Below are 20,810 nucleotides of genomic sequence, written 5' to 3' on the forward strand. Positions count from 1 at the left end.
GGTCTGTACTGCGCGAACAGTCAGAAGCGAGTTATGACCCTCCTCCTCCCTTCAAGTCCTACCATACAAGCGGGTTTACCCGCGAAGAGGCCGGCGCAGCTACCATCACTCCAGAGCCTGCAACCGCTGCTCGATATGCCGCCGCTCTGGCGCCTGCCGGGTCAGCACCAGCGCCTGCCGCCACGCCGCCCGCGCCTCCTCCACCTGCCCGAGTTGGTAATGCAGCTCAGCCCGCGCCGCATGTGCCAGGTGATAGTCCAACAGTTCACCACGCGCCAGAATTCCCTCGACGGCCCGCAAACCGGCCTCCGGCCCATCCCGCTTTGAAAGCGCCACAGCCCGGTTCAGCTCTACCACCGCTGACGGCCAATGCCGCTGCAACACGTCGTACAGCCCGACGATCTCCGCCCAGTCCGTTTCTTCAGCCGTTGCTGCTTCCGCGTGAACCGCGGCTATCGCCGCCTGCACGGTATAGGCTCCAAACGCCCGGCTTTGCAGGGCCTGGCGCACCAGCTCACAACCTTCGTCAATCCGTCGGCGGTCCCACAGGCGGCGGTCTTGCTGTTCCAGCACCACCAGGTTGCCTTGGGTGTCGGTTCGCGCCTGCTGCCGGGATGCCTGCAGCAACATCAAGGCCAGCAGGCCGACCGCCTCCGGATCGGGCAGCAGCTGCACCAGCAACCGTGCCAGGCGAATGGCTTCGTCGCTCAAGTCCTGCTGCACCAGCGCCTCGCCCGATGACGCCGAGTAACCTTCGTTGAACACCAGATAGATCACCCGCAGCACGCTCTCCAGGCGCTCGGGCAGTTCGATCAGCTCCGGCACCTGGTAAGGGATGCCGGCATCGCGGATCTTGGCCTTGGCGCGGACAATGCGCTGCGCAATGGTGGCCGGGCTTTGCAAAAAGGCGCGGGCAATCTGCTCGGTGGTCAGGTCGCAGACTTCACGCAGGGTCAGCGGTACCTGGGCATCGGCGGACAAGGCCGGGTGGCAGCAGGTAAAGATCAGCCGCAGGCGGTCGTCCGCCAGCAGCTCTTCTTCGCTGGGGTCTTGTGCCTGGCCTTCGAGCAGCATGCTCAAGTCTGCCTGCGAGCGGTCGAAACGGGCACGCCGGCGCAGCGCATCGATGGCTTTGTAGCGCCCGGTGGACACCAGCCACGCCCGGGGGTTATCGGGGATGCCATCGCGCTGCCAGCGCTCGACAGCGATGAAGAAGGCATCATGCATGGCCTCCTCGGCCAGGTCGAAATCACCCAGCAGGCGGATCAACGTTGCCAGGATGCGCCGCGACTCCCGGCGGTACACCGCCTCGACTTCGGCGCGCACCTGTGCCAGTGCCGTCATCAGTCGGGCATCCGCTGGGTTACCACCTCCACCAGGCGGTCCAGGCTTTCTCCCCAGCCCTGGTAGAAGCCCATTTCCTCATGGGCCCGGCAGTCCGCGGCGTTCCAATGCCAGGCGCGGGCGGTGTAGCGGGTTTTGCCCTGTTCTTCGTCAAAACTGATCACAGCGGTCATGAAGGCTTTGTTCGACGGCACCCAACCGGGGCTGAAGGCATCGGTGAACACCAGCCGACGTGGCGCGGCAATTTCCAGAAATACGCCCTGGGTCGGGTACTCGCTGCCATCCGGCGCCCGCATCAGGGTGCGGAACAGGCCGCCGGCCCACAACTGCATCTCGCACTCCGGGGTGGTCATGCCATGCGGCCCCCACCACTGCATCAGCCACTGTGGCTCGGTCCAGGCGCGGAACACCTTGGCCGGGGGTGCGTCGATCAGGCGGCTGATGCACAACTCGTGTTGCGCTTGCGCAGTGGGTGCAAGGCTCATGCTGTTGTTCTCCGTAGCGGTCAGGGTTGCAGTTCGCGCACAGGCCTTACCTCGACGCTGCCGACCCGTGCGGCGGGAATGCCCTTGGCAATGTTCAGCGCTTCATTCAGGTCGCGAGCCTCCACCAGGTAAAAACCGGCCAGCTGCTCCTTGGTTTCGGCAAACGGGCCGTCGGTCAGGCTCATGTGCCCGTTACGCACGCGCACCGTGGTGGCCGTCTGCACCGGCTTCAGCGCCTCAGCCGCCAGCATGCGCCCGGAGCCGTGGATGGCTTCGGCGTAGGCCATGCATTCAGCATCTTCGGGGCTGTCTGGCAGGCTGTGCAGCAGCCCCTCGTCACAATAGACCAGGCACAGGTATTTCATGGTCGCCTCCAGGGCGTTGGCAAAGTGCGTTTGGCGATAACAGCTCAGGGCTTGAGATCGAACAGGGCTTTCTGGGTTTCCATGTCGAACGGCGCCGACCAGTGCTCGTGGATCACCTGCCACTGGCCACCCTGACGACGATAGCCCACGGTGGCACGCATGAAGCCGCACTGGCTTTCGTCATCGCCCGGGCCACAGCGGTTCAGCCAGTGGGCCAGCGCCAGGTCGCCAGCGGTGTGTACGGTGAGTTCGGCCAGCTCGAAGACCATGGGGCCGGTGCACATGCCCATGCACATTTCCCAGTGCGCCGTGTAGGCGGCCTTGCCTTTGAATTGCAGGGCCTGGATGGCATCGAAGGCCACGATGTCGTCGGCGTAGGGGGCGGTGATATTGGGGATGTCGCGATCGCGCACGGCCTGCATCCAGCGCTCGATCAGTTGACGGATCTCGGTTTCGGCTGCGGTGCTCATCGGGGGTTCCTCCGACAGGACATAGGGAGTGGGCACGCTGTGAAGCGTGCCTTCAGCTATGGTCGAACGGGGGGCAGAGGAATCGACAGGCGTTGGAAATTATTGTGTGTTGATGGTGCCACGGTAGCACCCGGGGGCGCCCTGCCTCAGGCCATTGCCGCTTGCTCAAAAACCTCGTCAGCCCACTGGTTCAGGCTTTTGCCGGCAGCACGGGCAGCAACACTGGCGGCGGCATGAACTTCTGGGCGTATACGCAGCATCACTTTACCCGAGGCTGGTTTCTCCGGTGCGATGCCCTGCTCTGCACAGTCGGCCAGGTAGTCTTCCAACGCCTCGCGAAATGCATCATGCAACTCGGGCACCGAGCTTGCGTGAAAACTGATGATGTCCCGCATACCGAGCACACGGCCGACGAAGATGTCATCACGTGCGTCGTACTCGATACGCGCGGCATAGCCTTTGTAGCGCATGCAACTCATGTCCTGACTCCTGCCCAAATACCCACAAAGAATGCTATCAAATCTAGATAGCACACTCATCTCGATATCCATTCAGGATCTTTCAAACTCATGACCTTTTGCCCGCCTGTAGACATCTGATCGATAAGCGCCGACAACTGTAGGAGCGGCCTTGTGTCGCGAACGGCTGCGAAGCAGCCCCAGCAATTTGTGCATCTGCTCTAAAACATTGGGGCTGCTTCGCAGCCCTTTCGCGACACAAGGCCGCTCCTACAGGATTGCGTGGTATCCAGGTTCCGCGTACTCCTGCGGGCGGTCCAATCAGCCCTGCTGGCAACCCTCACCCATGGCCCGGTACTGGATGGTGTGCACCTGGCCCTGGTGGTCTTCATAGGTCATGGTCGCAGGTACCACTTCGCAGACGTTGGGGATGGTCGACAGGTTGATCACCCGTTTGATATCCAGGTTCATGGAGTAGTCGTACTGCTGGGCCACAGGCTGGCTGGAGACGGGTTTGGCCTCATCGGCGAGGGCGAACGAGGACATACCGACCAATGCAAGAATCAGTAATGGTTTCATGTGGATTTGCCTTTTGAGCATTCAAGCTGATCGATTGACTTCTATTGCCGTAAACGGCGCGGAGAAGTTGCCATCTACGGTGAAGATGGCACGAAGTACCGATCCCGCTTCGTACTGCCAGGGGGGATGTGTAAAAGTCTACTCCCGCTTGGCAATAGTTGAACCCCGTAGTGGGATATTCACCCTTGCCGGATTTGCAACAATCTGCGTCAAATTGGCCGCAAACTATCAGGCCAGAGCCTTTGGTCAGCTATAAGGGCAGGATTCGCCATCTCATTAAAAAATCTTCACTGCTCCGCACTTCCGGCCACAGAACGCCGGCTGCTGGACCATTTTTACCGCCAGCACGGCTCGCGCATGCGTGCTGCGAGCGATGCGCAACTGTGGGTGGCAAGGGCGCCGGGCATCATTGCGGGCTTGAGCCTTAGCCCCGTGGGCGATGGCCATTGGCTGACCGGGCTGTTCGTCGACCCGCAACAACGCAGCAAAGGGGTAGCCGGGCGGTTGATCGACGCGGCGCTGGAGCAGGCAAAGGGGTCGGTCTGGCTGTTCTGCCACCCGGACCTGGCGCCCTTCTATCAACGCCTGGGTTTCCACGTGGCCGGCCAACTGCCCGAAGCCCTGGCCGGGCGCCTGCTGCGCTACCAGCGCAGCAAACGCCTGGTAGCGCTGGAGCGGGGTCAGTCTTCGCTAACGTCCAGCCCGGGGAACAGTACCTCGGTGTAACCGAACTTGGCGAAGTCCTGGATGCGCGACGGGTACAAGCGCCCGATCAGGTGATCGCACTCGTGCTGCACCACCCGTGCATGAAAGCCGTCGGCAAAGCGGTTGATCGGGTTGCCCTGGGGGTCGAACCCTTCGTAGCAGATGTGCTTGAAGCGCGGTACTACGCCGCGCAGGCCAGGCACCGACAGGCAACCTTCCCACCCGTCCTCGACCTCAGTAGACGTCGGCGTAATCACCGGGTTGATCAGGATGGTCTGCGGCACAGCTTCGGCATCTGGATAGCGCTCACTGCGCTCGAAGCCGAAAATCACCAGTTGCAGGTCGATACCAATCTGCGGCGCGGCCAGGCCTACACCGCCCACATGGCGCATGGTTTCGAACATGTCGTCGATCAGTTGCTGCAACTCGGCCGTGCCGAACAGGTGCTCGGGCACGGGCGGGGCGACGCGCAGCAGGCGTTCGTCGCCCATCTTGAGAATGTCACGGATCATCTGGGGTTCGGCTCGGATGGTTGCGGCTCGCTCGAAGCCGGGTGCTCATGGCCCAGCACAGTGATGGTGTCCGGGGCCTTGTGCTCACCGAAATCCTTCTCGCCCGGGTTCTTGCCCTCGGCTGACATGTGCTCGATCACTGCATTCATTTCGGCGCCAAGCAGCAGTACGGCGGCCGAGATATAGAAATACAGCAACAGCACGATGATTGCACCAATGCTGCCGTACATGGCGTTGTAGTCGGCAAAGGTCTTCACGTAGTAGGCAAAGCCCAGCGAAGCCACGATCCACACCACCACCGCCAGCACCGAGCCTGGGGTGATGAAGCGGAATTTCTGTTTTACATCGGGCATTACGTAGTAGATCACGGCCACGGCCACCATCAGCAGGATGATGATCGCCGGCCAACGCAGGATGGTCCACAGCGTAACGATGAACTCCTGCATGCCAACCTGCGAAGCGATCCACTCCATGACCTGCGGGCCCAGCACCATCAGCGCCGCAGCCACCAGCAACATGCCGGCAAGGCCAACGGTGTAAATGATGGAAAGCGGTATGCGCTTCCATACCGGGCGGCCTTCGGGCACGTCGTAGGCCGCGTTCATGGCACTCATCATCAGGCGCACGCCCGCAGAGGCGGTCCACAAGGCAATCACGATACCCACCGACAGCAGCCCACCCTTGGACTGCTGCAACTGGTCGATGACCGGGTTCACCTGCTCCAGTGCCTGGGGGGGAAGTACCATTTCGGTTTGCAGGCGCAGCCAGGAGAAGAAGTCCGGCAGGTGCAAAAAGCCGATCAGGGCAATCAGGAACAGCAGGAAGGGGAACAGCGAGAACAACGCCTGGTAAGCCAGCGCGGAGGCGTAGGTAGACATCTCGTCGTCAAGAAATTCCTTGACGGTGCGTACCAGCACGCGGTGCAGGGGCAAACCGCGCAGGTCGGGGAAAATCATAGCGTCTCCTTTCGCCGCTTGATCATTACAACAGACAAGTCTAATAGACCATGCGGTTGCTGTGCTGCTCCCGGCCATGCTTGAAGAATTTGCTTACAACAGGTCCGGCCTTTTCGCGGGCTTGCCCGCTCCCACAAAGAGCGGGCAAGCCCGCGAAGAGGCCGGGTCAGGCTGCCTTGAATCAAGGCTTCTTCACTGCATCCTTCACATTACCCTTGATCTGCTGCGCCTCGCCTTTGAGCTCCTGCGCTTTGCCCTCAGCCCGCAGCTTGTCGTTGTCGGTCACCTTGCCGACCCCCTGCTTGATGTTGCCGATCGCTTCGTTGGCCAAGCCTTTCGCTTTGTCTTTAGTACCGCTCATGGCAAAACTCCTGCAATGGGAGACACATAAACCGTGTCGACAGAGGGTGGACCCACCGCCTTCGCCAGGAGTTTCAACAAATTTGTATCGCTTGAGCCAAGCGGTAAAACTGCGGGCGAATACCGCACCGAATCGCCCCCGCCCCTCTGCGCAGCCATCACGGCTGCCCTAGAATCCTCCGCAAACGTCCGCCCAAAGCAGGCGGGCACTCCATAAGAACAATGTCTCCGGATACCCGCACCCCATGCGTCTGATGCCTGCACTCGTGGCTTTGCTGCCACTGCTCCCCTTGCCCGCCCTTGCCGCCGCACCGGCCAGCCCCGAAACCCTGCGTGTCGACCACTATGCCGACGACGGCCAGCCCGGCACGCTGCGCTGGGCCATCGAAACCAGCAACCAGAACCCCGGCCAGTACCGCATCGACATCGCCGCCATCGGCAAACCGCCCTACGTGATCCGCCCCAACCGTGCCCTGCCGGAAATCAAAGGCCCGGTACGTATCACCGGCCTGCCCTGGGCTCACGATGGGCAGTACATCGCCATCGACGGTTCGGCCTACATCAAGGACCAGGGTGTACGCACCTGCCCCGGCGCCTTGCCTGGCCAGTTCGGCACCAACGTGCGCACCACCACAAACCCCGGGCTGGTATTGCGTGACACCCAGGGCGTGCACCTTAGCGGCCTGGAGGTGCGCAACTTCTGCATCGGCATCCTGGTCAACCGCGCCAGCGGCAACGTGATCGAAGACAGCCGCATCGTCGCCAACAAAGGCGGCGCGGGCATCATGCTGACCGGTGACGACGGCGCGGGTAACCCCACCGCCACCACCACGAACAACAACAAGGTGCTGCGCAACCAGCTGATCGACAATGGCGACGGCCTGGAACTGACCCGCGGCGCCGCCTTCAACCTGGTGGCCGACAACCTGTTCCGCTCCACCGCGGCCAACCCTGAGCCCTCGCAGGGCATCGAGATTCTGCTGGGCAACGACAACAGCGTGGTACGCAACCGCTTCGAAAACTACTCCGACGGTCTGCAGATCAACTGGGGCAAGCGCAACTACCTGGCGGCCAACACCTTCAGCGGCAATTCGATCGGCGTCAGCGTTACTGGCGAAGGCAACATCCTTGACGGCAACCTGATCCACGGCAACCGCATCGGCGTGGCCCTGCGGCCGGAGTCGGACACCACGGCAACGCGCTTGAGCGCCAACCGCATCTGGGGCAACAGCCAGGATATCCGCCGCTGCGAGGCAGGCGGTTCATGCGTGCCAGCGCAGCGCACCGGCGCTATCGTGTTTGGCGTGCCGGCGCAGGCGCATGCGCTTTATGTGGGGTCACGCGGGGTTGGGGCCGAGTTGCCGAAGAAAGACCAGGCGATTATCTGCGATGCCAAGGGCGAGCCCAAGCCTTGCCAGCCACTGCCAAACCATAACCAGCAGGCACCACGGCTGATTGCACTGGAAGGCAATGTGCTGCGCGGCGAGGTGCGAGGGCCGGTGTCCAGCCTGTTGCGGGTAGAGTTCTTTGGCAATGCCGAGGCGCAGGGTACCGAGGCGCAGCAGTATCTCGGGGAGGTGTTGGTGAACAGCGACACGCAAGGGCAGGCACGGTTTGCCCAGGTGCTGGAGAACATCGGCGGGTTGCACAGCTTTACTGCGACGGTGACTACGGCTGACGGGGCTACCTCTGAGCTAAGCCTGCCGGTTAGCCGCTGAGGCTACCGGCCCATTCGCGGGTAAACCCGCGAATGGGCCGCAAAGCGGCCCTTCTTGCAGCCTTACTTCGGCGTGCCGTGTACCACACCGGCAGTGTTATCCAGCAGGCTTTTAGTCGCTGTCTGGATATACGCTTCCAGCTTCTTGAGCATTTCCGGCTGGTCCGGGCTTTCGATCAGCTCGGCCTTGAACTCGCTGCCCAGCTGATAGCGGTACATGCGCGGGCTCATGTCCTTGGACTCGATCAGGATGCGATCGCCCTGTACCAGGCCAACGATCTGCTCACTGCCCGACGGTTTGATCATGCCCACACCCTGGTCGCCCTCGGGGAGGTTGAGCAGGTCGCGGCCCCAGCACTGGTGACGGGTCTGGCCACCCAGGCGGCCCATGATGGTCGGCACGATATCAACCTGGGTACCCACGGTGTGGTTCACCGCACCGAACTTCTCCTGAATGCCCGGGGCAATCAGCAGCAACGGCACGTTGAAACGGCCCAGGTCCAGCTCGGTGACCTGCTGGTGGTTGCCAAAGCCATGGTCGCCGACGATGACGAACAGGGTGTCCTTGAAGTACGGCTCTTTGCGCGCCTTCTCGAAGAACTGGCCCAGCGCCCAGTCCGAATAACGCATGGCTGTCAGGTGCTCGTCCAGGCGGCCCTGGCCAGTCACCGTCTCGACCGGCAGGTCCTTCGGCAGCGCGTACGGGGTGTGGTTGGACAGCGTCTGCAGCAGCGCGTAGATCGGCTTCTTGCCATCGTGCTTGGCCAGTTCCTCGTTGCCGCGGTCGAACATGTCCTGGTCGGACACGCCCCAGGTCGGGTCGGAGAACACCGGGTTGACGAAGTCGTTACGGCCGATGAAGGTGGTCATGCCCTGGTTGCCGAAGAACCCGGACTGGTTGTCCCAGGCAAAGTCACCGTTGTAGACGTACACATCGTCGTAGTCGCGGGCGCTGAGCAGGGCTGGCAAGCCAGACAGTTTGTGGCCGCCTTCCGGGGTCTGCATCAGGTATTCGAAACCTGGCAGGTTGGGGAAGCAGGCCATGGTGGCGAACATGCCCTGGTGGGTATGGGTGCCGTTGGAGAAGAAGCGGTCGAACAGCAGGCCTTCTTTGGCCAGCTTGTCGAAGTACGGGGTAATGTTGTTGGGGCTGCCCAGCGCGCCTACCGAGTGGCCGGCAAAGCTCTCCATCAGGATCACCACCACGTTCTTGATCGGCAGGGTGCCCTCTGCCGGCGGCACGAAGTCGCGGCGGATGGCAGCCTCATCGGCATCGACCAGGGTGTCGTTGGCCGTGAGCAGCTGTTCGCGCACGCTTTGCGTGGCCACGTTCTGCTCCAGTACCGGCTTCCAGATGTTGGCGCGGTCCTCGCCGAAGCGGCTCTTGGCGGCGTCGATCAGGGTCAGGGTACCGTTCAGGCCCAACTGGTTGACGAAGTTGGAATCGGTGGTAAAGGCATCACCCCAGCGCATCGGCGGGCCTTGGCGCAGGGTGCCGCGGGCGGCGACCACAGCCACCAGCAGAATCACCATGAACACCGCCAGGCGGTTGTACCACGGCGCAACGCGCTGCACGCCCTCACCCCGGGTGATGCGGTCAATGCCTTTGAACAGCAGGCTCAGCAGCCAGGTGCCGAAGGCCCAGGCCAGCAGGTAGCGCACCACCGGGAAGCCGTACCAGAGCATGCTCATGACGGTTTTCGGGTCTTCCTTGATGTACTGGAACACCAGGCCGTTGAGGCGCTGGTGGAACTCGCGGTAGAAGTCCATTTCCATCAGGCCGAGGAACATCACCACGCTTGAGGTGAGGGTCAGCCAGAAGCGGAACACGCCACGCCGGGCCATGGCCCAGGGGCTGAGAATGGCCAGCAGCAGTGGGATGCTGAGGTAGACCACAACGCGCAGGTCGAAGCGCAAACCGTTCAGGAAGCCTTCGGCAACGGTGGAATACGGCGTATCGCCGACCATGTCGCTGTTGTAGACCAGCAGCGCCAGGCGCACCAGGCTGAGCATCAGCATGATCACCAGGCCGCTGAGCAGCGTATAGGCCAGGTGGGATTTCAGGGTCGGCGAAAACGACGTTCGCGCGCCCTGTTGCTTCAAGGCGTCCGTGTTAGCCATGAATGGGAAGGTCCTAGGATTGCGGTTTGCGAAGAGGCGCTGGCGCTAGACCAACGCAGCATTGTGCGGGAGCGGATTCTGTTTAAACCAATGTGAAAATTTTGTCACGGCCGCATTACTGACTATGTCAGTAATGCAGTTCCCTGTAGGAGCGGCCTTGTGTCGCGATGGGCTGCGCAGCAGCCCCAAAAATTGATGTCGTGGCTGAAATTCTGGGGCTGCTGTGCAGCCCATCGCGACACAAGGCCGCTCCTACACAGGGTACGTGGAGCGTTCAGATCCGCACATTCCCCCGCGGCCCGGCAATCGCCCAGATCACCAGCCCCACCACCGGCAGCAGCGCGATCAGCAATATCCACAACACCTTGATGCCCACCTCGCTGCCACTCTTGATCACATTGAGAATGGCCCAGATATCCAGCGCCAGGATAATCAGCCCCACCAGGCTGTTGAAGGTAGACCCCATGCCAAAACTCCTGTCCAAAGGCTTTGCTGCACAGCATAGTCAGCTATCAGCGCGATAGAAGGGAATCCTTGGCCGTGACCACAGGTCCCTGAGTAGACTGCCAGTATTCACAGATTCGAGGTTCGCATGCCCCCCGCCCACACGCAAAGTGCCGCCCCACCCTCATTGCTGAGCGCCTGGCGCCAGCAGGTCGTGAATACCCCCTGGCTCAGCGCCGGCCTGGGCCTCAGCCTGCTGGCGGTGATCGTGTTGCTGGGCGCCAGCCTGTGGAACGCGGTAAATGGCGACCATGCCGACAACCTGCACCTGGCCGTGCTGGGCGGGTTGTCGGGCTTTGGCGCCACCGCCCTGGGCGCGGTGCTGGCGGTGGTGCTACGCGATGTCAGTGCCCGCACCCAGGACGTGATGCTGGGTTTTGCCGCCGGCATGATGCTGGCCGCCAGTTCGTTTTCGCTGATTCTGCCGGGCCTGGATGCCGCCCGCGAGATCACCGGCAACGGCCCGGCTGCGGCGTTTACCGTGGTGCTGGGCATGGGCCTGGGTGTGCTGTTGATGCTTGGGCTGGACCGTTTTACCCCGCACGAACACGAAAGCACCGGCCCATGCGGTCCCGAGGCCGAGCGCATCAGCAGGGTGTGGCTGTTTGTGTTGGCGATCACCTTGCACAACCTGCCTGAAGGCATGGCGATTGGTGTGAGCTTTGCCAATGGCGACATGAATATCGGCCTGCCGCTGACCAGTGCCATCGCCATCCAGGACATTCCTGAGGGGCTAGCCGTGGCGCTGGCCTTGCGTGCCACCGGGCTGTCGAGCCTCAAGGCTGCGCTGGTGGCGGTCGGCTCGGGGTTGATGGAGCCGTTGGGGGCGGTGATCGGGCTGGGGATATCCACCGGCTTTGCCCTCGCCTACCCGATCAGCATGGGCCTGGCGGCCGGGGCGATGATCTTTGTGGTCAGCCACGAAGTGATACCCGAAACCCACCGCAACGGGCACCAGACGGCGGCGACCCTGGGGTTGATGGGTGGGTTTGCGGTGATGATGTTTCTGGATACGGCGCTGGGCTGAAGGTTCACGCTGCCTGTACTGGCCTCTTCGCGGGCTCGCCCGCTCCCACAGGAACTCCACTGCCCTCAGGCCCAGTGCTGTACCTGTGGGAGCGGGCAAGCCCGCGAAGAAGCAATAGGTGAACTCAAATGTGGACGGCGACCTTCAGGGCTTCCAGGGCCGGCTCAACCTTGATGCCCACCTCAGCCCCCAACTCCAGCACCCGCGCCAAGTCGTTCTGCCCCACCATCACCATCTGCAACTCGTCATCCAGCAACTGGCTGAAGTTCAGCAGCACATAACCCCCGGCCTCTTTGTTCAACGCCCCCATCTGCACCTGAATGCGGTTTAGCGCGGTCAGTGGCTCGGTGCGGGCCAGCTGCTTGGGCTTGAGGGTGAACGGCACGCTGTTGTCGAACGAGTCGCTGATCTGCTGGAAAAGGTCCTGGTAGCTGTCGGCCTGGAACACCACGGTGTCCGGCAGGCTGCCCAGTACCACCCATTCACCCAGCGGCATCGGGAAGGTGTCGTCGTAGTTGATATCAGGGTTGGCGGCAAGGAAGGCGGCCGGGTCGGCATAGGCCTGGGCGGCCTCGTCGGCGATGCGCTCGATATCGGCCTCGCGCATGCAGCCGGCGCCAATGAGGCTGATGAATTCGAGCAACTGAGTTTTCATGAAAGGGGCCTGCGACGGGTGAAAAGTCGCCAAGGATAGCCGCAAATGCCCCCTTGCGGTTAACCGACCAGCGTTTGCAGGCGTGCGGCAGCGTCCACTGCGCCCATGGTTTGTGCCGCCATCAGCGCAGTCGCACCACGGGCATCCTGGCGCGCCGCGTCGGCACCCTGGGCCAACAGGAAGTCGAGGATTTCGCAGCGGTTGAACATGGCCGCCAGCATCAGGGCGGTGCGCCCGTCCTGTGCGGCAGCATCCACCGGCACGCCATGCTCCAGCAGCAGGCGGATCATGGCCAGGTCCCCCTTGAATGCGGCCCCGGCGATGGGCAGCTGGCCATTGTCATTGGCAATCAGCGGGTCGGCACCGTTGGCCAGCAGCACGCGTACTGCATCGTGGTGGCCGTGGTAGCTCGCCAGCATCAGCAGCGTGTCGCCCTTGTGATTGCGCAGGTTGGCCGGCAGGCCGCTGCCAAGCAGGCGCTCGAGCATTTCGGCATCGCCCTGGCGGGCACGTTCGAATACCTGCTCGGCGAATGCGGCGGTTTCGTCGTCGGTCATGGTGGCGGGGGCGGCTTGGCGAGTCATTGGAACCTCCTGGCAGAAATGATTGCCCAATTTTTTGTCAGGCATGCCAGTGTGGTCAAAGGTTCAGTTTCTATGGGGCTGATAGGCAAGGGCTGACCCGTGCAAAATGCACTGTGCAAAATGCATGACCATGCAGGCTGCACGACGGCGCTTCTGCAAAATCCACCTAAGCTCCTGTATTTACTGGGTTTTTACTGACTTCGCGTTCTGGCACGGTCGCTGCAACTATCCACTCATGTCTGCCACACAACAGCCAGGAGTTGATATGGACCTCATCCAGCAAAAGTTCGTCTCGGTATTTTCTGCTTACCAGGTGAAAACCCAGGCCCGCCCTGACGGCGGTGTGTTGCTGACCCTGCGCGCAGCGGATGGCAAGGTTACCCGCCGGGTGCTCACCTATGGGCAACTGCACAGTGCCGAGCAGCTGTCCTGGGCGATCAGCGCCATTCGCCGGGACCTGGCTGAACAGGCCAGTGAGTTGCCTGTGATTTCGATGTTGCAAAGCCAGCAGCGCTTTGCCCTGCCGACTTATCGTTGAATTTTACGTTGCCTGATCTGGCCTCTTCGCGGGCTCGCCCGCTCCCACAGATTCAGCGCTGCCCTACTGGACAGTGATATCCCTGTGGGAGCGGGCGAGCCCGCGAAGAGGCCAGCACAGGCATTACAACTCGTCGATCCCCAGAAACGCCCGCGCAGTCACGTCCCCGGTAAATTGCGCCTGCACGCCCTGCTCGCTGCCATACAACCGAAACGCCAGGCAAAACGGCGTAGCCCCAAGCTCAACCCAGCGCCGCGTCCCCGCCGGCAGCACCAGCAGGTCACCCTTCTCGCACAGCAGCGAATAGACCCAGTCGCCCAAGCGCAGCCCAACCTGAGCCCGCCCGCTGACCAAGGCAAACACCTCGTCGGCGTCATGTACATGCTCATCGCGCACATCGGCCTGCACCGGGTCGTCACCCTCACGGTTCAACAACACGAAGGCTTTGCTGCCGTGTGAGGTCATCAGCTGATCAAGGTATTCACGGCACGTCTCCAGCACCTCTTCCTGGGCCGTGCCAGGTCGCACCCGCAGGCCATGCTCGGCATGGGCAAAGCGCACGCCCTGCTCGGCCAGGGTGGCAGCGATGTCGTCGTGGTGGGTCAACACCTTGTTCGGCAGTTCCGGGCTTGAGGGGTGGAAAACACTGAGAATGCTCATCAGGGGCGGGTCCTGGTCGGTTGCGAACAAAGGGCAATGATAACGGCTGCGGCCAAAGCTGCGGCACTGGCCATACCAAAGGTGAAGGTGGGCCCCAGCAGTTTCCAGCTGTAGCCCGAATACAACGCCCCCAAGGCACCACCGGTGCCCGACAGCGCCGCATACAACGCCTGCCCTTGGCCCTGCTGGCGGGCGCCGAAGCTGGCCTGCACGAAGGCGATGCTGGCGGCGTGGAAGCAACCAAATGTGGCCGCATGCAGCAACTGGGCGAAGATCAGTACAGCAGGCTCACCTGCCAGGTTGCCCAGCAACAGCCAACGCAAGGCCGCCAGCAGGAAGCTCACCAGCAACACGCGCTGCACACTGAAGCGGGCAAACAGGCGGCTCATGACCATGAACATCAGCACTTCGGCCACCACGCCCAGCGCCCACAGCAGGCCAATGGCACTGCGGCTGTAACCCAGGTGCTCGAGGTGCAGGGTAAGGAAGGTGTAATACGGCCCATGGCTGAGCTGCATCAGCGCCACACAGGCATAGAACCCGATCACCCCGGGGGCCCGCAGCTGCTTCAGGAAGCCACCCGCGCCGCTACGCTCGCCCTGCTCCACCGGCTGTGCGTTGGGCACCCACAGGCTGGCGGCAACGATGCCGGCCATGATCGTGACCAGCGCCACCGGGTAGATGTCCAGGCTCAGCCATTCGAACAGGCGGCCCAGGCCCACCACGGTAAGGATGAAGCCTATCGAGCCCCACAGGCGCACCTGGCTGTAGCGCGATGTTTGCCCGTGCAGGTGGGCCAGGGTGATGACCTCGAACTGCGGCAGCACCGCGTGCCAGAAGAACGCATGCAGGGCCATCACCAGCGCCAGCCAGGCGTAGCTTTTGCCGAAGAAGATCAGGGCGAAGGTGGCCAGGGTACACAACGCCCCCAGGCGCACGATCAGCAAGCGTTGCCCGGTGCGGTCGCCCAGCCAGCCCCACAGGTTGGGGGCGACGCAGCGCATCAGCATGGGGATGGCCACCAGCTCGCCGATGCGCGCCGGGGAGAAACCCAGGTGGTCGAAGTACAGCGCCAGGAAGGGGGCGGTGGAGCCTAGCAAGGCGAAGTAGAACAGGTAGAAGCTGGACAGGCGCCAGTAGGGGATGGGTTGCATGGGGTGGCCTTGTGGGGACCTGGGCCGGCCTCTTCGCGGGCTTGCCCGCTCCCACAGGGATATCACTGGCCCCGAGGGCAGCGCATTACCTGTGGGAGCGGGCAAGCCCGCGAAGAGGCCGGCACGGGTGAATCAGAGCTGGCCCAGCACCGGGGTATTCACTTGCACGTCAGCATTCTGCGCGCGGTGACGCAGCAGGTGGTCCATCAGCGCGATGGCCATCATCGCCTCGGCAATCGGCGTGGCGCGGATGCCCACGCACGGGTCGTGGCGGCCTTTGGTGATAACGTCCACCGGGTTGCCGTCGATGTCGATCGAGCGGCCCGGAGTAGTGATGCTGGAAGTCGGCTTCAGTGCCAGGTGGGCAACGATCGGCTGGCCCGAAGAAATACCGCCCAGAATGCCGCCAGCGTTGTTGCTGAGGAAGCCTTCCGGGGTCAGCTCGTCACGGTGCTCGGTGCCGTGCTGGGCCACACTGGCGAAACCGGCGCCGATTTCCACGCCCTTGACTGCGTTGATGCTCATCAGCGCGTGGGCCAGTTCGGCGTCCAGGCGGTCGAAGATCGGCTCGCCCAGGCCTGGCATAACACCCTCGGCCACCACGGTGATCTTGGCACCCACCGAGTCCTGGTCACGGCGCAACTGGTCCATGTAGGCCTCAAGCTCCGGCACCTTGTCCGGGTCGGGGCTGAAGAAGGCATTCTGCTCTACCGATTCCCAGGTCTTGAACGGGATTTCGATCGGGCCCAGCTGGCTCATGTAGCCACGCACGGTGATGCCCTGGGTGGCCAGGTACTTCTTGGCGATGGCGCCGGCTGCCACGCGCATGGCCGTCTCGCGGGCTGAACTGCGGCCACCGCCGCGGTAGTCGCGAATACCGTATTTGTGGTGGTAGGTGTAATCGGCGTGGGCCGGGCGGAACAGGTCCTTGATGGCCGAATAGTCCTTGGACTTCTGGTCGGTGTTGCGGATCAGCAGGCCGATCGAGCAGCCGGTGGTGCGGCCTTCGAACACGCCGGAGAGAATTTCCACCTCATCGGCTTCCTGGCGCTGGGTGGTGTGCCGGCTGGTGCCGGGCTTGCGCCGGTCGAGGTCGTGCTGCAGGTCGGCCAGGGAAATTTCCAGGCCCGGTGGGCATCCATCGACAATGGCGACCAACGCCGGGCCATGGCTTTCGCCAGCGGTGGTGACAGTGAACAGCTTGCCGTAGGTATTGCCGGACATGGACGCTCCGCGAGATCTGCCTGAAATGGACGAAAGGGGCAGTATACAGATGCTTTGATCGCCTGTGCTGGCCTCTTCGCGGGCATGGCCGCTCCCACAGACCTGAACATTGTGAAATACCTGTGGGAGCGGGCATGCCCGCGAAGAGGCCGAACCTGCCATGCGCACCCCGAGAACCTTCCCGAAAACATTGGGTCAAACCTCCATCTCCCCATGTAGTACCGCATGATGTCGCGCTTCGTCGCCTTGCTCTTCCTGCTGTGCACCAGCCTGGCTCAGGCCGCCGCCCCCACCGTGCTGCAACGCCCCATCGACCTGGACACCGGCCAGGGCGTGCTGCACGGCAGCCTGCTATTGCCGCAACAGGCCACCCCACCGCCGGTGGTGCTGATCATCGCCGGCTCCGGGCCCACCGACCGTGACGGCAACAACCCGGCGTCGGGCCGGGTCGACAACCTCAAGCGCCTGGCCCTGCTGCTGGCCAACGAGCACATCGCCAGCGTGCGCTACGACAAGCGCGGGGTAGCCGCCAGCCAGCCGGCCACCCCCGACGAGCGAGACCTCAGCGTGGATCGCTACGTGGCAGACGTGGTCGCGTGGAGCCACAAGCTCAAGACCGACCCGCGCTTCGGCCCGCTGATTCTCATCGGCCACAGCGAGGGCGCGCTGATCGCCAGCCTGGCCGCCGAGCAAGCCGGTGCCAGTGCGGTCATCACCCTGGCCGGCAGCGGCAGGCCACTGGCCGAGGTGCTGCGCGAACAACTGGCCCAGCGCCTGCCGCCAGCGCAACTGGCCGGTGGCAGCGCCCTGCTCGACCGCCTGCAAGCCGGGCAAACCAGCCTGGAGGTGCCGGCACCGCTGCGCCAGGTGTTCCGCCCCAGCGTGCAGCCGTACCTGATTTCGCTGTTCCGGCAAAACCCGGCAGCGGCCTTTGCCCGCCTGCCCATGCCCGCCTTGATCGTACAGGGGCGCAACGACGTGCAGGTGGACGTTGATGACGCCGAACGGCTGAAAGCAGCCAAGCCGGACGCGCAACTGGTGTTGATCGACGGCATGAACCACATGCTGCGCATCAGCCCGAAAGGCATGAGCCAGCAGCGCGACAGCTACCTCAACCCCGAGCTGCCGCTGGCGCGCGAGCTGGGTGAGCAAATTGTGACGTTCATCCAGCATTTGCCTTCGGCGTAAGCGAAACGGGCTCAGGTCCGCGGCAAGCCTGCCGATACAGCAGGCATAGCCGAGGACAAGCCCTGATGACGACCGCCCCCGCCGCCGTAGAGCCGGCCGAAGACCCCCAGCCAAGCGCCGCCCTGCCCTGGGCCGACCTTGCCGTCGAACACTTCCAGCTGCTGCGCCTGGCCGCCCTGCCCACCGACCGCAGCACCGGCGCCCGGCCGCTGCGCTTTGTGCAGTTCGGCCATGCCGAGCGCCATGACAAGGCCCATAGCCTGTTGCGCATGGAGATCCAGCTACCCGGGCAAAAAGTGTACAAGGAACAGAACCGCCTGGACATCCGCGTTGACCATGACCAACGCCTGGTGCGCATTGGCAATGAGCACGGCCTGCAACTGGAGCCTGTGAACCGCGGCATCGGCCGCTTCATGCTGGCCCAGGCCGTGCAGTGGCTGCAGCGCAAGTGGTCGCACTACCGGGTAGAGGGCATGCCGCTGGCAAGCAAGGATGCGCTGAGCGAAGAGTCACGCCTGCGCCGCGACCACTGCCTGCGCGGGGTGGGCATCGAAGTGGAGTACGAAGATGGCCAGCACCTGAAGGGACGCACCGTGGACATGACGGTGGGCCAGCTCAAGGCGGCCTGGAGCAGCGAGCGCCTGCAGCGGGTGGAGATTCTGGATGCGGCCAACCTGTTGCAGCAGGCCGATCTGCAGTTGCAGGAGAAGGAAGTGCAACTGCGCGAGCGCGATGAGCGGGTGGCCAAGTACCAGCGCGAAGACGGCGGGTTACGTTTTACCATCACCTGCCTGGTGGCGTTTGCGGTGTTCCAGGCGGGGTTGCTGATCTGGATTGCCACCCGCTGACACCGCGTCGCCTGCTTCGCGGGTGAACCCGCTCCCACAGAGGGCAACGCCGTACCTGTAGGAGCGGGTTTACCCGCGAAGAGGCCCTGAAGGTCAGACCCGGGCCTTGAACAGCTCCTGATGCTGGCGGCACTGCTCGGCTGTCAGCATGAACACGCCATGCCCGCCACGCTCGAACTCCAGCCAGGCAAAGTCCACCTCGGGGTACAGCGCCTCGACGTGCACCTGGCTGTTGCCCACTTCAACAATCAGCAAGCCTTTGTCGGTCAGGTGGTCGGCCGCTTCGGCCAGCATGCGCCGCACCAGGTCCAGGCCGTCGTTGCCACAGGCCAGGCCCAGCTCAGGCTCGTGGTGGTATTCGGCCGGCATGTCGTCGAAGTCCTCGGCATCGACATACGGCGGGTTGGACAGGATCAAATCGAAACGCTGCCCCGGCAAACCGCCAAAGCCATCGCCCTGCACGGTGTACACGCGGCCGTCCAGACCGTGACGTTCGATATTCTGGTTGGCCACTTCAAGGGCCTGGAACGACAGGTCGGCCAGTACTACCTCGGCCTCGGGGAACACCTCGGCGGCGACGATGCCGATGCAGCCCGAGCCGGTGCACAGGTCGAGGATGCGCGCCGGCTCGCTGGCCAGCCACGGCTCGAAACGTTTTTCGATCAGTTCGCCAATGGGTGACCGCGGCACCAGCACCCGCTCGTCGACGATGAACGACATGCCGCAGAACCACGCCTCGCCCAGCAGGTAGGCGGCCGGCACGCGCTCTTCGATACGGCGCTTGAGCAGGTGCTGCAGGCGCACCCGCTCGTCGTCCTCGAGCATGCAGTCCAGGTAGCTGTCGGCGACCTCCCACGGCAGGTGCACGGCACCCAGTACCAGCAGGCGGGCTTCGTCCCAGGCGTTGTCGGCACCGTGGCCGAAGAACAGGTCGTGCTCGTGGAAGCGGCTGACCGCCCAGCGGATGTAGTCGCGCAGCGTGCGCAGGCGGGATGTGATCACGGGGTACTCCTGATTAAGACCGGACAAAAGTCTAACAGCCCCACCCGCACATTTGTTTGTTTGCCTTGCCCAATGGCTAGCCACAGGCCAGTAATCATGCCGCTTACGTTGTCAACCATTCCCATTGGCGCCAAGGCAGGGGAGAATAGGTATACAAAAGCCCTATCGAAGGAGCCCTTGATGTCCGTTCCAACCACGATGTTCCGCCTCACTGGCCGCGATTACCCGCCGGCCAAGCTGAGCCACGCCAGCCTGATCATCATCGATGCGCAAAAGGAGTACCTCAGTGGGCCCCTGCAGCTGTCGGGCATGGACGAGGCCGTGGCCAACATCGCCCGGTTGCTCGACGCTGCACGCAAAAGCGGCCGCCCGATCATCCATGTTCGCCACCTTGGCACCGTCGGTGGCCGCTTCGACCCACAGGGCCCGGCCGGCCAGTTCATTCCGGGGCTCGAGCCGCAGGAAGGCGAAATCGTCATTGAAAAGCGCATGCCCAACGCCTTCAAGAACACCCAGCTGCACGAAACACTCCAGGCGCTGGGCCATCTGGACCTGATTGTCTGCGGTTTCATGAGCCACTCCAGCGTCAGCACCACCGTGCGCCGCGCCAAGGACTATGGTTACCGTTGCACCCTGGTGGAAGACGCCTCGGCTACCCGCGACCTGGCCTTCAAGGATGGCGTCATCCCGGCCGCGCAGATCCACCAGTGCGAAATGGCCGTGATGGCCGACAACTTCGCTTGCGTGGCCCCCACCGCCAGCCTGATCTAAGCGGCTGGGCGCGACCGCCCGGCAGCCGGGCGGAACCCGATGGGCGGCAGCAGGTCGAATTCCGGATATCCACAGAGGAGAGCGGAATGAAGCTTAAAGGCAGTTTCGACGCCAAGCGCCTGCGCCCGCGCCAACCGCGTAACTGGGGCGCCCGCCTGGCGGCCGGCCTGTCGGCCCTGCTGGCGACCCTGGGCGTGTTGCTAGCCATGGCAGGCGTTGCCGGCCTGCTGGGCAACTACCCTGCCCTGCAAGAACTCAACACCAACAAGCCACTGTCCAGCATCCTTGCCGGGGCTGGTTTGCTGCTGCTGTGGCTGGGTGTGCGGTTTTGGCGGCGCAGCCGGATTCGCTTGCGTCGCGGGCGCGAGTTGAACCTGTCGCCGCACCTGATGAAAAAGCACGATTGATAGTGGTGTATCACCTGTGCTGGCCTCTTCGCGGGTAAACCCGCTCCCACAGGTACCCCACTGTCTTCAGGTGCTGTGATATCCCTGTGGGAGATTCTATGGCCGGAGGCAAATTTTCAGTAGAAAAGCCCACGGCCTCTCTCAGCAACATCCAGGCACGAATCAGCCTGCCAGAG

25 protein-coding genes are annotated in these 20,810 nt (G+C 63.2%); 8 read left to right on the plus strand and 17 right to left on the minus strand.

The window, feature by feature from the left end:
* Window positions 1-105 precede the first annotated feature (105 nt).
* The 6 genes from ACQKPZ_RS26010 to ACQKPZ_RS26035 all read right to left on the minus strand — a co-directional run bounded on the left by ACQKPZ_RS26010 (window position 106) and on the right by ACQKPZ_RS26035 (window position 3,701).
* The gene (locus tag ACQKPZ_RS26010) at window positions 106-1,344 is read right to left on the minus strand and encodes an RNA polymerase sigma factor (protein WP_427543759.1); all 1,239 of its coding nucleotides are present in this window, start codon (window positions 1,342-1,344) and stop codon (window positions 106-108) included.
* Window positions 1,344-1,829, minus strand: coding sequence for an SRPBCC family protein (locus tag ACQKPZ_RS26015; protein WP_427543762.1), 486 nt, complete (start codon window positions 1,827-1,829; stop codon window positions 1,344-1,346). The genes ACQKPZ_RS26010 and ACQKPZ_RS26015 overlap by 1 nt, the downstream gene beginning before the upstream one ends.
* Before the next feature lie 20 nt (window positions 1,830-1,849).
* A complete protein-coding gene (locus ACQKPZ_RS26020; protein ID WP_284354108.1) occupies window positions 1,850-2,194 on the minus strand; it encodes a YciI family protein in 345 nt (114 codons plus the stop codon).
* A 44-nt stretch (window positions 2,195-2,238) separates the two neighbouring features.
* Entirely contained in the window at window positions 2,239-2,664 is a 426-nt protein-coding gene (locus ACQKPZ_RS26025) for a YybH family protein (RefSeq protein ID WP_391125237.1), read from the minus strand.
* Between the two features lie 146 nt (window positions 2,665-2,810).
* A complete protein-coding gene (locus ACQKPZ_RS26030) occupies window positions 2,811-3,143 on the minus strand; it encodes a type II toxin-antitoxin system HicB family antitoxin (RefSeq protein ID WP_325979800.1) in 333 nt (110 codons plus the stop codon).
* 300 nt (window positions 3,144-3,443) lie between these two features.
* The gene (locus ACQKPZ_RS26035) at window positions 3,444-3,701 is read right to left on the minus strand and encodes a DUF2790 domain-containing protein (protein ID WP_172285903.1); all 258 of its coding nucleotides are present in this window, start codon (window positions 3,699-3,701) and stop codon (window positions 3,444-3,446) included.
* Between the two features lie 357 nt (window positions 3,702-4,058).
* Between ACQKPZ_RS26035 and ACQKPZ_RS26040 the strand changes: the two genes are divergently transcribed.
* The gene (locus tag ACQKPZ_RS26040; protein WP_427543765.1) at window positions 4,059-4,427 is read left to right on the plus strand and encodes a GNAT family N-acetyltransferase; all 369 of its coding nucleotides are present in this window, start codon (window positions 4,059-4,061) and stop codon (window positions 4,425-4,427) included.
* On the opposite strand, the gene def is transcribed toward ACQKPZ_RS26040, so the two are convergent.
* The 3 genes from def to ACQKPZ_RS26055 all read right to left on the minus strand — a co-directional run bounded on the left by def (window position 4,382) and on the right by ACQKPZ_RS26055 (window position 6,235).
* Window positions 4,382-4,918 carry a peptide deformylase gene (def, locus tag ACQKPZ_RS26045; RefSeq protein ID WP_427543768.1) on the minus strand — a complete coding sequence of 179 codons (537 nt, stop codon included), beginning with the start codon at window positions 4,916-4,918 and terminating at the stop codon, window positions 4,382-4,384. The genes ACQKPZ_RS26040 and def overlap by 46 nt on opposite strands.
* The gene (locus tag ACQKPZ_RS26050; RefSeq protein WP_427543771.1) at window positions 4,915-5,874 is read right to left on the minus strand and encodes a YihY/virulence factor BrkB family protein; all 960 of its coding nucleotides are present in this window, start codon (window positions 5,872-5,874) and stop codon (window positions 4,915-4,917) included. The genes def and ACQKPZ_RS26050 overlap by 4 nt, the downstream gene beginning before the upstream one ends.
* A gap of 181 nt (window positions 5,875-6,055) precedes the next feature.
* Window positions 6,056-6,235: a CsbD family protein gene (locus ACQKPZ_RS26055; RefSeq protein ID WP_110637020.1), complete on the minus strand. Its 180-nt coding sequence runs from the start codon at window positions 6,233-6,235 to the stop codon at window positions 6,056-6,058.
* A gap of 244 nt (window positions 6,236-6,479) precedes the next feature.
* Here ACQKPZ_RS26055 and ACQKPZ_RS26060 point away from each other — a divergent pair, with 244 nt between their 5' ends.
* Window positions 6,480-7,952, plus strand: coding sequence for a NosD domain-containing protein (locus tag ACQKPZ_RS26060; protein ID WP_427543774.1), 1,473 nt, complete (start codon window positions 6,480-6,482; stop codon window positions 7,950-7,952).
* Window positions 7,953-8,014: 62 nt separating this feature from the next.
* Here the strand turns inward: ACQKPZ_RS26060 and ACQKPZ_RS26065 are convergent, their stop codons facing one another.
* Window positions 8,015-10,072 carry an LTA synthase family protein gene (locus tag ACQKPZ_RS26065; protein ID WP_427543777.1) on the minus strand — a complete coding sequence of 686 codons (2,058 nt, stop codon included), beginning with the start codon at window positions 10,070-10,072 and terminating at the stop codon, window positions 8,015-8,017.
* A gap of 274 nt (window positions 10,073-10,346) precedes the next feature.
* Complete coding sequence (locus ACQKPZ_RS26070) at window positions 10,347-10,538, minus strand: PLDc N-terminal domain-containing protein (protein ID WP_012271091.1); 192 nt, start codon at window positions 10,536-10,538, stop codon at window positions 10,347-10,349.
* Window positions 10,539-10,664: 126 nt separating this feature from the next.
* Here ACQKPZ_RS26070 and ACQKPZ_RS26075 point away from each other — a divergent pair, with 126 nt between their 5' ends.
* The gene (locus ACQKPZ_RS26075; RefSeq protein WP_391125215.1) at window positions 10,665-11,603 is read left to right on the plus strand and encodes a ZIP family metal transporter; all 939 of its coding nucleotides are present in this window, start codon (window positions 10,665-10,667) and stop codon (window positions 11,601-11,603) included.
* A gap of 124 nt (window positions 11,604-11,727) precedes the next feature.
* Here ACQKPZ_RS26075 and ACQKPZ_RS26080 read toward each other — a convergent pair whose 3' ends face one another.
* Together ACQKPZ_RS26080 and ACQKPZ_RS26085 are read right to left on the minus strand one after the other, a co-directional pair.
* Window positions 11,728-12,258, minus strand: coding sequence for a hypothetical protein (locus tag ACQKPZ_RS26080; RefSeq protein ID WP_391125212.1), 531 nt, complete (start codon window positions 12,256-12,258; stop codon window positions 11,728-11,730).
* A gap of 59 nt (window positions 12,259-12,317) precedes the next feature.
* Window positions 12,318-12,842, minus strand: a complete 525-nt coding sequence (locus tag ACQKPZ_RS26085) for an ankyrin repeat domain-containing protein (protein WP_391125209.1) — start codon at window positions 12,840-12,842, stop codon at window positions 12,318-12,320.
* Between the two features lie 265 nt (window positions 12,843-13,107).
* Here ACQKPZ_RS26085 and ACQKPZ_RS26090 point away from each other — a divergent pair, with 265 nt between their 5' ends.
* Entirely contained in the window at window positions 13,108-13,380 is a 273-nt protein-coding gene (locus ACQKPZ_RS26090) for a DUF3509 domain-containing protein (RefSeq protein ID WP_391125206.1), read from the plus strand.
* Between the two features lie 123 nt (window positions 13,381-13,503).
* On the opposite strand, the gene ACQKPZ_RS26095 is transcribed toward ACQKPZ_RS26090, so the two are convergent.
* The 3 genes from ACQKPZ_RS26095 to aroC form a co-directional block, all read right to left on the minus strand.
* Entirely contained in the window at window positions 13,504-14,040 is a 537-nt protein-coding gene (locus tag ACQKPZ_RS26095; protein WP_427543780.1) for an oxidase, read from the minus strand.
* The gene (locus tag ACQKPZ_RS26100; protein WP_427543782.1) at window positions 14,040-15,194 is read right to left on the minus strand and encodes an MFS transporter; all 1,155 of its coding nucleotides are present in this window, start codon (window positions 15,192-15,194) and stop codon (window positions 14,040-14,042) included. Before ACQKPZ_RS26100 ends, ACQKPZ_RS26095 begins: the two co-directional genes overlap by 1 nt.
* A 132-nt stretch (window positions 15,195-15,326) precedes the next feature.
* Window positions 15,327-16,418, minus strand: coding sequence for a chorismate synthase (gene aroC, locus ACQKPZ_RS26105; protein WP_427543785.1), 1,092 nt, complete (start codon window positions 16,416-16,418; stop codon window positions 15,327-15,329).
* Between the two features lie 225 nt (window positions 16,419-16,643).
* On the opposite strand from aroC, the gene ACQKPZ_RS26110 reads away from it, so the two are divergent.
* Both ACQKPZ_RS26110 and ACQKPZ_RS26115 read left to right on the plus strand, forming a co-directional pair.
* A complete protein-coding gene (locus tag ACQKPZ_RS26110; protein ID WP_427543788.1) occupies window positions 16,644-17,606 on the plus strand; it encodes an alpha/beta hydrolase in 963 nt (320 codons plus the stop codon).
* A gap of 65 nt (window positions 17,607-17,671) precedes the next feature.
* Entirely contained in the window at window positions 17,672-18,454 is a 783-nt protein-coding gene (locus tag ACQKPZ_RS26115; protein WP_427543791.1) for a hypothetical protein, read from the plus strand.
* Between the two features lie 93 nt (window positions 18,455-18,547).
* On the opposite strand, the gene prmB is transcribed toward ACQKPZ_RS26115, so the two are convergent.
* The gene (prmB, locus tag ACQKPZ_RS26120; RefSeq protein WP_392517450.1) at window positions 18,548-19,456 is read right to left on the minus strand and encodes a 50S ribosomal protein L3 N(5)-glutamine methyltransferase; all 909 of its coding nucleotides are present in this window, start codon (window positions 19,454-19,456) and stop codon (window positions 18,548-18,550) included.
* Window positions 19,457-19,636: 180 nt separating this feature from the next.
* Between prmB and ACQKPZ_RS26125 the strand changes: the two genes are divergently transcribed.
* Both ACQKPZ_RS26125 and ACQKPZ_RS26130 read left to right on the plus strand, forming a co-directional pair.
* Window positions 19,637-20,227, plus strand: coding sequence for a cysteine hydrolase family protein (locus ACQKPZ_RS26125; RefSeq protein WP_391125187.1), 591 nt, complete (start codon window positions 19,637-19,639; stop codon window positions 20,225-20,227).
* An 86-nt stretch (window positions 20,228-20,313) separates the two neighbouring features.
* A complete protein-coding gene (locus ACQKPZ_RS26130) occupies window positions 20,314-20,634 on the plus strand; it encodes a hypothetical protein (protein WP_391125184.1) in 321 nt (106 codons plus the stop codon).
* The last annotated feature ends 176 nt before the right edge of the window (window positions 20,635-20,810 follow it).

This window comes from Pseudomonas sp. NPDC089547, assembly GCF_050280665.1.
Classification (GTDB): domain Bacteria; phylum Pseudomonadota; class Gammaproteobacteria; order Pseudomonadales; family Pseudomonadaceae; genus Aquipseudomonas.